The organism is Paraburkholderia sprentiae WSM5005, assembly GCF_001865575.2.
GTDB classification, from domain to species: Bacteria; Pseudomonadota; Gammaproteobacteria; order Burkholderiales; family Burkholderiaceae; genus Paraburkholderia; species Paraburkholderia sprentiae.
The window spans coordinates 182,851-196,895 of the sequence record NZ_CP017561.2 but is presented as its reverse complement, the minus strand read 5'-3'; the positions used below and the strand labels follow the sequence as shown (position 1 = coordinate 196,895).

The following is a 14,045-nucleotide window of genomic DNA, read 5'->3' as shown; positions in this document are numbered from 1 at the left end:
GGGGCGGGCGATTGGCGGCCTTTGTTCGGTGCTTCGCGAAACGTTAGCGCCCCGCCAACGCCTTGATCTCATCGAGCGACGGCCACAGCGACTCGTTCGCGAACCGCGCCGCCAGAAAATCGACGAACGAGCGCACCTTGGCCGATAGATGCCGCCGGCTCGTGTAGACCACGTGGATCGGCAGCTCGCGCGGCGGCACTTCGTCGACCAGCAGCGGCACCAGCCGACCCTCGGCGAGATCGCTGCCGATCACCTCGGTGCCCAGCATCGCGATGCCCGCGCCGTGCAGCACGACCACGCGCTGCGCCTCGAGCTGGTTGACGATCAGGTTGCCCGACAGACGCACGCGCGAGCCCGCGTCGCCGGTCGCGACCTCGAGCGCCGACACGCCCGCGTACTGCAGATAGTTGTGGCGCGCGAGATCGGCGACGCGCTTGGGCGTGCCATGCTTGCGCAGATAGCCGGGCGACGCGCACAGCACCAGATGCGCGGTCGCGATCTGCCGCGCGATCAGCGACGACGACTTGAGGCCGCCCGGCGACGCGCGAATCGCAACGTCGAAGCCCTCGTCGATCAACTCGACGACGCGGTCGGATAGCGTCATGTCGACTGTCACTTGCGGATACTGCGCGGCGTAGTCCGCGACCGCAGCCATCACGTGATTCAGACCGAACGCCGATAGCGACGACACCCGTAGCCGCCCGTGCGGCACGACGCTCGCCGCACCGACCGCCTGGCCGGCTTCGTCGAGCTCGGTCAGCGCCTGGCTCAGCCGCTCGTAGTATTCGCGGCCCGCCTCGGTCGGCGCCACGCGGCGCGTGGTGCGGTTCAAGAGCCGCGCGCCGAGCTGCTGCTCCAGATGCATCACGTGCTTGCTTGCCATCGCCGCCGACATTTCCATCTTTTCCGCCGCACCGACGAAACTGCCGGCTTCGACCACGTGGCGAAACACTTTCATGCTGACGAGGGTGTCCATCTCAGTCGCTCGCTTGAGGAATCAATCGACAGTATTTTGCCGGGTTTATCAAAGGAACGGCAGCAAACGCGCCGCTTTCGATGGCACCCGAAAACGACAAAGCCCGCGTTCCGAGTGGAACGCGGGCTTTGCGGTGAGACCGTGAGCCGGGATCAGAACTTCGCGCGCAACCCCGCACCGTACGTATTGCCGCTCGACTGCCCGGTGATGTGGTCATACAGGTAGGCGGCATAGACATCGGTGCGCTTGGACAGCGGATAGTCGTAGCCGACCGCCGCTGTCTGGCGCGTCTGGTTCGAACCGCCGCCGTTACGGGAATACGCGTACGACGCCATCACCGAGCCTGGCCCGAACGGCACCGTGACGCCGCCTTGGCCCGTATTCACGTGCCAGCTCGTGACCTGCTGGTTGTTGTACGTGTACATGTACTGGCCGTACAGCTTGACGAACTTCAGGTCGTACGTCACGCCCGCCTGCGCGACGCTCTGGCTGCGCAGGCCCGGCACGCCCGACGTTTCGAAGCTGCCGAGGTCGCCCGGCACGTTGTTGAAGTTCACGTACTGGTACACCGCGGTCGCCGCGAACGGGCCGTGGAAGTACAGCACCTGGCCGCTCCACTTCTTCGCGCCGTTCTGGGTCGTGTTGCCGAGCGCGTACATCGCCGTCGCCGACAGACCGTTGAAGTTCGGCGTCGCATACGACACCGCGTTGTTCCAGCCTGAGTCCCCGGTCACGCCCTGGTCGGTCGTGTAGGTCGGGAACGTGCCGAGGCCGAGGTACACGTGATAGACCATCGGCGAGAACCAGTACGAATCGACGAACGGGTTGAACAGAATCGTCGACACGAACAGCGGCGTGGTCAGACGGCCGGCGGTCACCGTGCCGTACGGCGATTCGATGCCGACGTACGCGTTGCGCGAAAACGTCGTGTCGCCGGTGAAGCGGCCATACTGGCCGTTCTGCGCGCGGAAGAAGCCTTCAATCGTGAAGATCGCCTTGTAGCCGTTGCCCAGATCCTCGGTGCCCTTGAAGCCCCAGTACGACGTCGACATGCCGCCGCCCGACACCACCACCGCGGTCTTGCCGCCGGGAAACTTCTGCGAGCCGACCCATTCGTCGACCTGGCCGTAGAGCTGCACACTCGATTGCGCGAACGCCGACGATGCGCTCGCGAGCGCGGCGACACATCCGGTGGCCTTCAGAGTAGTCTTCAGCGCGCTGCTGAGGCTTTTGTTCATGGGTTCTCCAGTCTTGTCAAAAGGGGTATGGCTGCGCGAAGGGGCGCTCGCGCGAGACGTCGTTGTTATCCGTTCGACCGTCGAGTCGATCGGGGCTGGTCCATCTTTGCGGACCATTTTTATCGACAAAAACATCGCTGCTTATTGCCGGTATATCGGTCTGATTAGTTTGGTGGGTTATCGGCTTGGTACGGCGCTATTGGCCAGCCTGCCGCCGGCCACTCGAACGCAATGCGGCATACGGCGAGCGGCGCGCCACAGCGTGCGTGAACGCCTCAAATGACGGGCCAATGACACGACGCGGCAGCTTGCCAAGATTTGACGCTGACCGATATTTCGATGCCGAGTGTTTTCAAAAAAGTGTGGCGTCGAAACGTCAGATTCGGGACTTGAGCGCGGAGGAACGCACACGAAGCCGCGCGCGGGATCGGGAAGGGGCGCTGGAGAACGGATTTCGCGACCGCGATCGTGGCGGTGCGGTGTGGTGGTTCGCGGGGAAGTGGAAGTGTAAAGCCGGCACGCTCACCGTTCACGTAGCGGCGAACGGCCCCAGACGACGCAAGACGATGAGGTCAATCGCGCCCAGCTAATTCCGGTACGGCGAGCCTCCCGGCTGCCGCGGATCGTCCGCTGGGCGTTGTATCGGACGCGCGGCGCCGCGCTCTTCGTTGTAGCGGGCGACGTCGGCGCGGATGGAGCCGTTGCGCACCGGCATATTGGGCGGGGGATGCGGCACCGGACGCGACTCCGCGCTGACCGGCGTAATCACGGCGGCATAGACGGATGGATTGCCGACACGGTGCATGCCGGACCGGTAGCCGCCGAAGCCATAGCCGAAATTGGCGTCCGCGATATTCGGGTTGCCGCGCTGCGCGCGCCCCGCACCGGCGTGCGAATCAAAGCCACCCGCGGCTGCACCGCCGCCATGCGGCACGCCCGCCCCCTTTGCATAGGCGAACGAGCACAGCACGGCGATGACCGCGCCCCACGCCAAGCGCCTCCTTCTCGACAACCCGTCCACCTTGTGACTCTCACGCCCGAAGACTTGCCTGAAATCCACCGTTCGAGCTGCGATGGACCTGTAGCGGGAGGAAGAAAAGCGCCGCGTTCGTCTCGCGGCGCAAGGCATCCCTGCGGCCTTGAACGGCTAATTTATGGTCGGCGGCAGAGGGTGTCGAGCCAAAAAGTGTTAGGCCTCGTCGGCGGATGTAACACCTTGTTACTGCGACGTTTTTCGGCAATGGAGCCGTTGCGTGGGCGGGTCGCGGCGGCTCGCTCGCGGCCGTTTTTGCTACGCCGGGCAAGCGCTGGTTGCTGCAAATAACGCCCCTTGTCACCTCAATGATTAAACGGTTTGTCGCGAGGAAGCGCGTCGCCAATACTGAAACCTAGTGTGTGGGCCGCGTGGCCCCGCCGTCGGGCCACTCAATGCGCGCCGCGCATTAATCGATTCGGCAAATGAATTTGCCTTTTCAATCGACTTTCGACAACAATAGCCGTTTTCCATTGCCGTCGACCGCGCCCGAACAGGCGCGTCCCGTGCTTACATCGCGTCACTGAATCGAGATTCCGTCATGGCTCGCCCGAAATTCCTGCCCGATAACTTCACCCTGTCCCTCGTGGGCACGGTCATCCTCGCCAGCTTCCTGCCCGTTCATGGACAAGCCGCCGCGGGGTTCGACTGGGTGACGAACATCGCGGTCGGCCTGCTGTTCTTCCTGCACGGCGCCAAACTGTCACGCGAGGCGATCATTGCGGGCGCGACGCACTGGCGCCTTCACCTCGTGGTGTTGCTTAGCACGTTCGCGCTGTTTCCGCTGCTCGGCCTCGCGCTGAAACCGGTCCTTTCGCCGCTGGTCACGCCGTCGCTCTACGCCGGCGTCCTGTTCCTCTGCACGCTGCCATCGACGGTTCAGTCGTCGATTGCGTTCACGTCCATCGCCAAGGGCAACGTGCCGGCCGCGGTATGCAGCGCGTCCGCCTCGAGCCTGCTCGGCATCTTCGTCACCCCAGCACTCGTCAGCGTCATCGTCACGAATCAGGCCGCGAGCGGCGGCGCGTCGCCGTGGCATACGGTCGGCAACATCGTGTTGCAGCTGCTGGTGCCGTTCGTCGCCGGCCAGTTGCTGCGCCCGCTGATCGGCAAGTGGATCGAGCGCAACCGCGGCGTGCTGAAGTTCGTCGACCAGGGCTCGATCCTGCTCGTCGTGTACGGCGCCTTCAGCGAGGCCGTCACCGAAGGCCTGTGGCACACGATTCCGCTGTCGGCGCTCGGCGGCCTCGTCGTGGTGAGCGCGGTGCTGCTCGCGCTCGCGCTGGGCGTGACGATCTTCGCGAGCAAGCGGCTCGGCTTCAGTCGCGCGGACCAGATCACGATCATCTTCTGCGGCTCGAAGAAGAGCCTTGCCGCCGGCGTGCCGATGGCCAAGGTGATCTTCGCGTCGCACGCGGTCGGCGCCGTGGTGCTGCCGCTCATGCTGTTCCACCAGATCCAGCTGATGGTCTGCGCCGCGCTCGCGCAACGCTGGGGCGCGCGCGACCTCAGCGGCGAGAGCGCGGCTGCGGCGCGGCAACCCGCAACCGCGGTCGCACGCCGTTGAAAACACCCGCAATGCGAACAGGACATTCATAAGCGCCCTCCCTGAGCGTCGTTTTGATCATCCGAAGCGAGCCGCCTTACGGCGGCTTTGTTTTTTCCTGGCTCTTTCTTCATTGACCTCAGCGTTATTTCACGCGCAAACGCTCGCGCTGTCGCCTCGGCCGGATGGCATAGGACGGTTCCCGATAGGTCTCGAAACGGCGAGCCGTCGATTGTTTAGTCGTTTTTACTAAACACATTGATTGGCAACAATCCTATAGGATGCGGGTATTTACCGGTGCCACCCGGGCGTTTTCCTAGCTGTTTTCTCAGCGTTTTACTATACAATCGCCCGACCTGAACCCTGCTGCCCCGCCTTGCGCGGCAGCTTTATCAGATGGCCACCACCATCCGCGACGTCGCCCGCGCGGCCAGCGTTTCGATCGGCACCGTGTCGCGCGCGCTCAAGAATCAGCCAGGCCTTTCCGAGGCCACGCGCGAACGCGTGGTCGAAGCGGCGCGCCGACTCGGCTACGATTCGGCGCAGTTGCGTCCGCGCATCCGCCGCCTGACTTTCCTGCTGCATCGTCAGCACAACAACTTCGCCGCTAGTCCGTTCTTCTCGCACGTGCTGCACGGCGTCGAAGACGCGTGCCGCGAGCGCGGTATCGTGCCGTCGGTGCTGACCGCCGGGCCGACCGAGGACGTGATTCACCAGATGCGCCTGCATGCGCCCGACGCGGTCGCGATTGCCGGCTTCGTCGAGCCCGAAACGCTCGCCACGCTGGTCGCGATGCAGCGCCCGCTGGTGCTGATCGACCTCTGGTCGCCGGGCCTGCGCTCGGTCAATCTCGACAACGCCGCCGGCGCCGCGCTCGCGATGCGCCATCTGTTCGAGCAGCAGCGCAAGCGCATCGCGTTCATCGGCGGCTCGCTTGCGCATTTCAGCATCGCCGAGCGCGCGCTCGGCTACCGGCGCGCGTTCTTCGAAGCGGGGCTGCTGTTCGATCCGTCGCTCGAGATGAATATCGGCGCCGGGCTCGATCCCGACACCGGCGCCGCCCGCGCGATGCAGCGCCTGCTCGACGCGCCGGGCCCGCGCCCCGACGCCGTGTTCGCGTTCAACGACGCCGCCGCGCTCGCCGCGCTGCGCGTGTGCCTCGCGCGCGGCCTCAGCGTGCCCGACGACATCGCGATCATCGGTTTCGACGACATCCCCGCCGCCGCCCACGCCACGCCGCCGCTCTCGACCATCGCGGTCGACAAGGAAGCGCTCGGCCGACGCGGCGTCGAACTGCTGCTGGAAGACTCTCCCGCTGAGCTCGAAGTCCGCTTGCCCGTTCAACTCGTTGCCCGTGCCAGTACTTTGGTGAAAACGCCATGACGCTAACCGATCCGCTCAACTCTTCCGTCGACGCCGCGAAGGCGCCGCCTGTCGCCAGTTTCCGCAACCGCGAGTTCCTGCTCGCGCATATCGAGGACACCCTGCGCTTTTACGCGCCGAATGTGCTCGACCCGAGCGGCGGCTTCTACCATTTCTTCCGCGACGACGGTTCGATCTACAACCGCGCCACGCGCCACCTGGTCAGCAGTTGCCGCTACGTGTTCAACTACGCGATGGCGTACCGGCAGTTCGGCAACCCGCAGCACCTCGAATACGCGCGTCACGGCCTGCGCTTTGTGCGCGACGCGCACTGGGACTCGCAGCACGAGGGCTACGACTGGGAAATCGAATGGCGCGACGGCAGGAAGCGCACGGTCGACGCAACGCGCCACTGCTACGGTCTCGCGTTCGTGCTGCTCGCCTACTCGCATGCGGCGATGGCCGGCATCGAGGAAGCCAAGCCGATGATCGGCGCGACCTTCGAGCTGCTGGAGCGCCGCTTCTGGGACGCCGCCGCCGGCCTCTATGCCGACGACGCATCGCCCGAATGGCACGTCAGCACCTATCGCGGGCAGAACGCGAATATGCATACCACCGAGGCGCTGCTCGCCGCGCACGAGGCGACCGGTCATCTGGTGTACCTCGACCGCGCCGAGCGCGTCGCATCGAACATCACGCTGCGCCAGGCGAAGCTGTCGCAAGGGCTCGTGTGGGAGCACTTTCACGCGGACTGGTCGGTCGACTGGCACTACAACGAAGAGGACAGTTCGAATATCTTCCGTCCGTGGGGCTTCCAGCCCGGCCATCAGACCGAATGGGCGAAGCTGCTGCTGATTCTCGAACGCTTCCGGCCGCTGCCGTGGCTGCTGCCGCGCGCGATCGAACTGTTCGACGCCGCGATGACGCACGCGTGGGACGAGGACCACGGCGGCCTCTACTATGGCTTCGGCCCCGACGGCACCGTGTGCGATCACGACAAGTACTTCTGGGTGCAGGCCGAGACGTTCGCCGCGGCGGCGCTGCTCGGCAAGCGCACCGGCAACGAGCGCTTCTGGGACTGGTACGACGAGATCTGGCGCTATAGCTGGACGCATTTCGTCGACCATCGGTTCGGCGCCTGGTATCGCATCCTCACCTGTGACAACCGCAAGTACAGCGACGAAAAGAGCCCGGCCGGCAAGACCGACTATCACACGATGGGCGCGTGCTACGAAGTGCTCGCCCATGCGCTCGGCGAGAACGCGGCTGAATCGGCCGCGCCCGCCGCAGCGGCTTCCGCGGAGAAAGCACAATGAGCGCGACCACCGACCTCCCCGTTTTCGTGTCCGCCGGCGACATCCTCACCGACCTCGTGCGCACCGGCGCATCGCACTGGCTGTCGCGTCCGGGCGGCGCGGGCTGGAACGTCGCGCGCTGCGTCGCGCGGCTCGGCCTGCCGACCGCGAGCGCGGGCTCGCTCGGCGTCGATAACTTCTCCGACGAGCTGTGGGACGCGAGCGTTGCGGCCGGTCTCGACATGCGCTTCCTGCAGCGTGTCGAGCGGCCGCCGCTGCTCGCGATCGTGCATCAGACGCATCCGCCCGCATACTTCTTCATGGGCGAGAACGGCGCCGATCTCGCGTTCGACCCGGCGAAGCTGCCCGCCGGCTGGATGAACGCGGTGAAGTGGGCGCACTTCGGCTGCATCAGCCTCGTGCGTCAGCCGCTCGGCGATACGCTCGCGGCGCTCGCCGCCGAGTTGCGCTCGCACGGCGTGAAGATCAGCTTCGATCCGAACTATCGCAACCTGATGGAGCACGGCTACGAGCCGACGCTGCGCAAGATGGCTGCGCTCGCGGACCTGATCAAGGTCTCGGACGAAGACCTGCGCATGATCTTCAAGACCCGCGACGAAGCCGCCGCACTCGCGCAATTGCGCGCGCTGAATCCGGCCGCCACCGTACTCGTCACGCGCGGCCCCGAAGCGGCGATGCTGCTCGACGGCGCCGCGCTGATCGAGGCGAAGCCGCCGCGCGTCGAAGTGGTCGATACCGTCGGCGCGGGCGATGCATCGATCGGCGGCCTGCTGTTCAGCCTGATGAGTGCGCCGCGGCGCGCGTGGCCGGAGCATCTCGCGTTCGCGCTGGCGGCCGGCGCGGCGGCGTGCGGCCACGCCGGCGCGCACGCGCCGACGCTCGACGAAGTGGTCGCGCTGCTGTAAAACGCGTCGCTGTAATTCTGCTGCCTTGAGGCGTGCGTAGCGTGACGGATGTCTGGCACATCGCGTCGCGCGAAACCGTCCCGGCCGGGAACCGATCTCGCCGCGCCGTGCTAGGATGAAAATCATCGAAACCTTTGCGAAAAGGAGCGAGGCCATGGAGGACGTCACCTACACCAAAGGGCTCTACACGGCTACTGCGTCGATCAGAGAAGTCGGACAGGACGCCTGGCAAGGGGTCGTCACTCTCGCGCGCGACGAAGGCGAAGCCCGCGACGAACAGGAAACCACGGTCTACGAAGTCGACTCGACCTCGTCGACGCCGCTAGAAGCGCTCGAAGAAGCCAAGGCGCTCGCTCATCGTATCCTCGGGGAAATCGAACTGTAGGCCGAACCAAGGGCGGCGCGCGCGTGCTCCCAATCGGCGCGCCGCTGCCGGCTCGACCGGCTGGAGGCGATCATGGCTGAACAGCTATTCCAATACGGCGTGTATTCGATTCACGTTCGTCCGCTCGAACTCAGCGGCGCGCGCTGGGACGCGGAGTACGAAATCCGTCATCGCGAGAAAGCGGTCAAGCCGTGGACCACGGTCGGCGGCGACAGCGGCTATGCCGATCAGGCGGAAGCGGTAGATAGCGCGCACCGGCAGGCGGTCGACGATATCGAGCATGGCGCGGGGATTCCAAAGCCGCACGTGTTTCCGTGACCATCGTTCGTGAGTGAAGCGCGCCGTTCGAACAGACCCGATACCCCGCGCCGCCCGCTCTTCGCACCGCGCGGAAAGTCCCACGGCGCGCGCAACGCGCCATGCTACGCTGTGCTCGTTTTCATCCCCACGAGCGCGTGATGGCAAGCGAACCGTCAAACCGTTTTTCCACGCTCGACGATGCCGACACCCGCGCGCGAGCGCGGCAGCGCCGCGCTCGTGGCAGCCGCGAATTGCGTCTCGACGATCGCGTGGTGATCGCACACGGCATGCCGACGCCGTTGTGGCAGGACCTGTACCACCGTGCGCTCGGCGTGCGCTGGCCGGTATTTTTCGTGTCGCTCGCGCTGCTGTTCCTGCTCCTCAACACCGTCTTCGCCACGCTCTACATGCTCGGCGACGCGCCGATCGCGAATCAGTTTCCGAAGGGCTTCGCCGGCGCGTTCTTCTTCAGCGTCGAAACCCTTGCGACCGTCGGCTACGGCGACATGCATCCGCAAACCGTCTACGCGCACTGGATCGCGACGCTCGAAATCTTCGTCGGCATGTCGAGCATCGCGTTGGCGACCGGGCTGATTTTCGCGCGCTTTTCGCGCCCGCACGCGAAGATCATGTTCGCGCGCTACGCGGTGATCCGGCCGATCGACGGCCGGATGACGCTGATGGTGCGCTCGGCCAACGCGCGTCAGAACGTGATCGCCGAGGCGCGCGCGCGGCTGCGCATCATGCGTCAGGAGACGTCGATCGAAGGCTATACACTGCGCAAGCTCTACGACCTCGCGCTGGTGCGCGACCAGCACCCGGTGTTCAAGCTCGGCTGGACGCTGATGCACGTCATCGACGAAGCAAGTCCGCTGTTCGGCGACGACGCCGAATCGTTGAAGGGCCGCGACGTGTCGCTGCTGCTGACGCTCGAAGGCATCGACGAATCGACGTCGCAAACCATGCAGGCGCGCCACATGTGGACGTGCGACCAGATCGTCTGGCAGCACCGGTTCGTCGACATCATGAGCGAGCGCGACGGCGTGAGCCACATCGACTATGCGCACTTCCACGAGATCGTGCCGCTAGATGCCGCACCGCTCGAACCGGACATCGCGGCAAACACGGCGCTATAGCGATAGCCCTCGTCCCATTCGCCGTCCCATCCTTCCCGGCGGCACCCCAGGGCATACCCGCAGCGCGCCGCCGCGTGGCAAATCCGGCTCAAAAGCGGGCCCAAACGCGCGACTCTTGGCGCCCATTCGCGCACGCCCGATTAAAGAAGAAATAATTCACTCGCGCGAGCGCTAAAAAATAGAGTCTCTTTCGCTGCGCGGTCTCGGTGCCCGATCTGCCGCGCGCGGAGCCAGAACATTGGAGACCCGCCCATGACCGCCCGCCAGCCCATCGACGGCACGCCCGCTCTCGCCGACTACAAGCTGTCCGACAATCTCACCGCGACGCGCGGCCGGATCTTTCTGACCGGCACCCAGGCGCTCGTGCGCCTCGCGCTGATGCAGCGCTCGCTCGACAAAACCCGCGGCCTGAACACGGCCGGCTTCGTCAGCGGCTACCGCGGCTCGCCGCTCGGCATGGTCGATCAGCAGTTGTGGAAGGCCAACAAACTGCTCGCCGCGAGTGACATCCGCTTTCTGCCCGCGATCAACGAAGAACTCGGCGGCACGGCCGTGCTCGGCACGCAGCGCGTCGAAGCCGATCCCGAGCGCACCGTCGATGGCGTGTTCGCCATGTGGTACGGCAAAGGCCCGGGCGTCGACCGCGCGGGCGATGCGCTGAAGCACGGCAACGCCTATGGCGCATCGCCGCACGGCGGCGTGCTGGTGGTCGCCGGCGACGATCACGGCTGCGTGTCGTCGTCGATGCCGCATCAGAGCGACTTCGCGATGATCGCGTGGCACATGCCGATCGTGAATCCGTCGAACATCGCGGACATGCTCGAATTCGGCTTGTACGGCTGGGCGTTATCGCGCTTCTCGGGCGCGTGGGTCGGCTACAAGGCCATTTCGGAAACCGTCGAATCGGGCTCGACGGTCGATCTCGACGCGCTGCAAACCGAATGGACAGCGCCCCAAGCGTTCGAGGCGCCAGCCGGCGGTCTGCATAACCGCTGGCCCGATTTGCCGAGCCTGACGATCGAAGCCCGTCTGCATGCGAAGCTCGACGCGGTGCGTCACTTCGCGCGCGTGAACAGCATCGATAAATGGATTGCGCCGAGCCCGCACGCGAACGTCGGCATCGTCACCTGCGGCAAGGCGCATCTCGATCTGATGGAAGCGCTGCGCCGGCTCGATCTGACGCTCGCCGATCTCGACGCGGCAGGCGTGCGGATCTACAAGGTCGGGCTGTCGTTTCCGTTGGAAATGACCCGCATCGATGCGTTCGTGTCGGGTCTATCCGAAGTGCTCGTGATCGAAGAGAAGGGCCCCGTCATCGAGCAACAGATCAAGGACTCTCTGTACAACCGCACGGAGGGCACACGGCCGGTCGTGATCGGCAAGCACGCCGAAGATGGCACGTTGCTGCTGTCGTCGCTCGGCGAATTGCGGCCGTCGCGCATCCTGCCCGTGTTCGCGAACTGGCTCGCGAAGCACAAGCCGGCGCTCGATCGCCGCGAACGCGTCGTCGATCTGGTCGCGCCGCAGATCCTGTCGAACGCGGCGGACAGCGTGAAGCGCACGCCGTACTTCTGCTCCGGCTGTCCGCACAACACGTCGACGAAAGTGCCGGACGGCTCGATCGCGCAGGCGGGCATCGGCTGTCATTTCATGGCGTCGTGGATGGAACGCGATACGACCGGCCTGATCCAGATGGGCGGCGAAGGCGTCGACTGGGCGGCGCATTCGATGTTCACGAAAACCCGCCATGTATTTCAGAATCTCGGCGACGGCACCTACTTTCACTCGGGCATTCTCGCGATCCGCCAGGCGGTCGCCGCGAAAGCGACGATCACCTACAAGATCCTCTATAACGACGCGGTCGCGATGACGGGCGGCCAGCCCGTCGACGGCAGCATCTCGGTGCCGCAGATCGCGCGTCAGGTCGAAGCCGAAGGCGTGTCGCGCTTCGTCGTGGTCAGCGACGAGCCCGAGAAATACGACGGCCATCACAGCCAGTTTCCGCCGGGCACGACGTTCCACCATCGCAGCGAGATGGACGCCGTGCAGCGCGAGTTGCGCGACACCGACGGCGTGACCGTGCTGATCTACGACCAGACCTGCGCGGCCGAGAAACGCCGGCGCCGCAAGAAAGGCGAATTCCCCGATCCGAACAAGCGGCTTTTCATCAACGAGGAAGTCTGCGAAGGCTGCGGCGATTGCGGCGTGCAGTCCAATTGCCTGTCGGTGGAACCGGTGGAAACCGCACTCGGTCGCAAGCGCCGCATCGATCAGTCATCGTGCAACAAGGACTACTCGTGCGTGAACGGCTTTTGCCCGAGCTTCGTCACCATCGAAGGCGGTACGCTGAAAAAGGCCGCGGGCGCCGCGTTCGATCCGCAGGCGCTGGCCACGCACGTCGACGCGTTACCGATTCCCGCGACGCAACTCGATGCCGCGCCGTACGACATCCTCGTCACCGGCGTGGGCGGCACCGGCGTCGTGACGGTCGGCGCATTGATCAGCATGGCCGCGCATCTCGAAGGCAAGAGCGCGTCGGTGCTCGACTTCATGGGCTTCGCGCAGAAGGGCGGCGCGGTGCTGTCGTTCGTGCGCTTTGCCGCTCGTGACGAATGGCTGAACCAGGTCCGCATCGACACGCAGCAGGCCGATGTGCTGCTCGCCTGCGACATGGTGGTCGGCGCCAGCGCCGATGCGCTGCAAACGGTCCGGCACGGCCGCACCCGCATCGTCGTCAACACCCATGCGATTCCGAACGCGAGCTTCGTACAGAACCCGGACGCGACGCTGCATGCGGACGCGCTGATCGACAAGATGCGTCACGCGGCGGGCGCGGAGCGCATGTCGACGTGCGACGCGCAAGCGCTCGCGACGCGTTTTCTCGGCGATACGATCGGCGCGAACATTCTGATGCTCGGTTTCGCGTGGCAGCTCGGTCTCGTGCCGGTGTCGTTCGCCGCGATGATGCGCGCGATCGAACTGAACAACGTCGCGGTGCAGATGAACCAGCTCGCGTTCTCGATCGGCCGCCTGGCCGCGGCCGATCCCGCCGCGCTCGAATCGCTGTGGCAGGCGCGTCACGCGGCGAAGCCGAGCGTACGCGTCGACACGCTGGACGAGTTGATCGCGCATCGCGATGGACGCTTGCTCGCGTATGGCGGCGCGGCGTATGTGAAGCGCTATCGTGCGCTCGTCGATGCGGCGCGGCGCGCGGAAACCACCGTCGACGCGACGAGCGAGCGCGTAACGCGCGCGGTCGCGACGACGTTCTATCGGCTGCTCGCGGTGAAGGACGAATACGAAGTCGCGCGTCTGCATACGGATGTCGCATTCCGTGAAGCGCTCGAAGCGCAGTTCGAGGGCGTCGCCGGCAAGGACTTCACGGTCAGCTTCAACCTCGCGCCGCCGACGCTCACGCGCGCACGACCCGGCGCCGTGCCCACGAAGAAAACTTATGGTCAGTGGATGTGGTCCGTGCTCGGCGTGCTCGCGAAATGGCGTGGTCTGCGCGGCTCGGCGCTCGATCCGTTCAGCCGCACGCTCGAGCGCAAGATGGAGCGCGAGCTCGCGAGCGATTACGAAACTACGCTGCAACGTGCGCTCGCGAAACTCGACGCGAGCCATCTCGACGACGTCGCGAAACTCGCCGAACTGCATGCACGCGTGCGCGGATATGGGCACGTGAAGCTGGCGAATCTGGCGGGGGTCAAGCGTGCCGAGCGCGACCTCGCTGCGCGCCTCGGCATCGATGCGGCGACCGGTGCGGCGGTGAAGAAGTCGCTCGACGAGATGAAGGGCGCCGGGCAGTTGCGCGGCATTCCGGTGGTGGTCGCGAAGTAAGTCGTTCG

The 14,045-nt window shown here is 65.5% G+C and carries 12 protein-coding genes; 9 read left to right on the top strand and 3 right to left on the bottom strand.

What is annotated here, in order from left to right:
• Positions 1-43 precede the first annotated feature (43 nt).
• Together BJG93_RS00940 and BJG93_RS00935 are read right to left on the bottom strand one after the other, a co-directional pair.
• Positions 44-976 carry a LysR family transcriptional regulator gene (locus BJG93_RS00940; protein WP_027199499.1) on the bottom strand — a complete coding sequence of 311 codons (933 nt, stop codon included), beginning with the start codon at positions 974-976 and terminating at the stop codon, positions 44-46.
• 152 nt (positions 977-1,128) lie between these two features.
• Positions 1,129-2,214 (bottom strand): porin, encoded by a 1,086-nt coding sequence (locus BJG93_RS00935; RefSeq protein ID WP_027199498.1) that lies wholly within the window; start codon positions 2,212-2,214, stop codon positions 1,129-1,131.
• Here BJG93_RS00935 and BJG93_RS00930 point away from each other — a divergent pair.
• The gene (locus BJG93_RS00930) at positions 2,213-2,497 is read left to right on the top strand and encodes a hypothetical protein (protein ID WP_154671877.1); all 285 of its coding nucleotides are present in this window, start codon (positions 2,213-2,215) and stop codon (positions 2,495-2,497) included. The two genes, BJG93_RS00935 and BJG93_RS00930, sit on opposite strands and share 2 nt — an antisense overlap.
• Positions 2,498-2,800: 303 nt before the next feature.
• On the opposite strand, the gene BJG93_RS00925 is transcribed toward BJG93_RS00930, so the two are convergent.
• Positions 2,801-3,208, bottom strand: coding sequence for a hypothetical protein (locus BJG93_RS00925; protein WP_231337419.1), 408 nt, complete (start codon positions 3,206-3,208; stop codon positions 2,801-2,803).
• A gap of 580 nt (positions 3,209-3,788) precedes the next feature.
• On the opposite strand from BJG93_RS00925, the gene BJG93_RS00920 reads away from it, so the two are divergent.
• From BJG93_RS00920 to BJG93_RS00885, 8 genes are all read left to right on the top strand, one after another.
• Entirely contained in the window at positions 3,789-4,814 is a 1,026-nt protein-coding gene (locus tag BJG93_RS00920; protein WP_027199496.1) for a bile acid:sodium symporter family protein, read from the top strand.
• A 375-nt stretch (positions 4,815-5,189) separates the two neighbouring features.
• Positions 5,190-6,176, top strand: a complete 987-nt coding sequence (locus BJG93_RS00915) for a LacI family DNA-binding transcriptional regulator (RefSeq protein WP_027199495.1) — start codon at positions 5,190-5,192, stop codon at positions 6,174-6,176.
• On the top strand, positions 6,173-7,471 hold the full coding sequence (locus tag BJG93_RS00910; protein WP_027199494.1) for an AGE family epimerase/isomerase: 1,299 nt from the start codon (positions 6,173-6,175) through the stop codon (positions 7,469-7,471). The genes BJG93_RS00915 and BJG93_RS00910 overlap by 4 nt, the downstream gene beginning before the upstream one ends.
• Positions 7,468-8,376 (top strand): carbohydrate kinase family protein, encoded by a 909-nt coding sequence (locus BJG93_RS00905; RefSeq protein ID WP_027199493.1) that lies wholly within the window; start codon positions 7,468-7,470, stop codon positions 8,374-8,376. The genes BJG93_RS00910 and BJG93_RS00905 overlap by 4 nt, the downstream gene beginning before the upstream one ends.
• A 154-nt stretch (positions 8,377-8,530) precedes the next feature.
• Positions 8,531-8,761, top strand: coding sequence for a hypothetical protein (locus BJG93_RS00900; protein ID WP_027199492.1), 231 nt, complete (start codon positions 8,531-8,533; stop codon positions 8,759-8,761).
• 72 nt (positions 8,762-8,833) lie between these two features.
• On the top strand, positions 8,834-9,079 hold the full coding sequence (locus BJG93_RS00895) for a hypothetical protein (protein WP_027199491.1): 246 nt from the start codon (positions 8,834-8,836) through the stop codon (positions 9,077-9,079).
• A 140-nt stretch (positions 9,080-9,219) separates the two neighbouring features.
• Positions 9,220-10,197 carry an ion channel gene (locus BJG93_RS00890; RefSeq protein WP_027199490.1) on the top strand — a complete coding sequence of 326 codons (978 nt, stop codon included), beginning with the start codon at positions 9,220-9,222 and terminating at the stop codon, positions 10,195-10,197.
• A gap of 252 nt (positions 10,198-10,449) precedes the next feature.
• Positions 10,450-14,037, top strand: a complete 3,588-nt coding sequence (locus tag BJG93_RS00885) for an indolepyruvate ferredoxin oxidoreductase family protein (RefSeq protein WP_027199489.1) — start codon at positions 10,450-10,452, stop codon at positions 14,035-14,037.
• The last annotated feature ends 8 nt before the right edge of the window (positions 14,038-14,045 follow it).

Coding starts and splice junctions, on each gene's coding strand:
- BJG93_RS00940 (WP_027199499.1), bottom strand. CDS start 976: ATGGACACCCTCGTCAGCATGAAAGTGTTTCGCCACGTGGTCGAAGCC.
- BJG93_RS00930 (WP_154671877.1), top strand. CDS start 2,213: ATGGGTTCTCCAGTCTTGTCAAAAGGGGTATGGCTGCGCGAAGGGGCG.
- BJG93_RS00935 (WP_027199498.1), bottom strand. CDS start 2,214: ATGAACAAAAGCCTCAGCAGCGCGCTGAAGACTACTCTGAAGGCCACC.
- BJG93_RS00920 (WP_027199496.1), top strand. CDS start 3,789: ATGGCTCGCCCGAAATTCCTGCCCGATAACTTCACCCTGTCCCTCGTG.
- BJG93_RS00915 (WP_027199495.1), top strand. CDS start 5,190: ATGGCCACCACCATCCGCGACGTCGCCCGCGCGGCCAGCGTTTCGATC.
- BJG93_RS00910 (WP_027199494.1), top strand. CDS start 6,173: ATGACGCTAACCGATCCGCTCAACTCTTCCGTCGACGCCGCGAAGGCG.
- BJG93_RS00905 (WP_027199493.1), top strand. CDS start 7,468: ATGAGCGCGACCACCGACCTCCCCGTTTTCGTGTCCGCCGGCGACATC.
- BJG93_RS00900 (WP_027199492.1), top strand. CDS start 8,531: ATGGAGGACGTCACCTACACCAAAGGGCTCTACACGGCTACTGCGTCG.
- BJG93_RS00895 (WP_027199491.1), top strand. CDS start 8,834: ATGGCTGAACAGCTATTCCAATACGGCGTGTATTCGATTCACGTTCGT.
- BJG93_RS00890 (WP_027199490.1), top strand. CDS start 9,220: ATGGCAAGCGAACCGTCAAACCGTTTTTCCACGCTCGACGATGCCGAC.
- BJG93_RS00885 (WP_027199489.1), top strand. CDS start 10,450: ATGACCGCCCGCCAGCCCATCGACGGCACGCCCGCTCTCGCCGACTAC.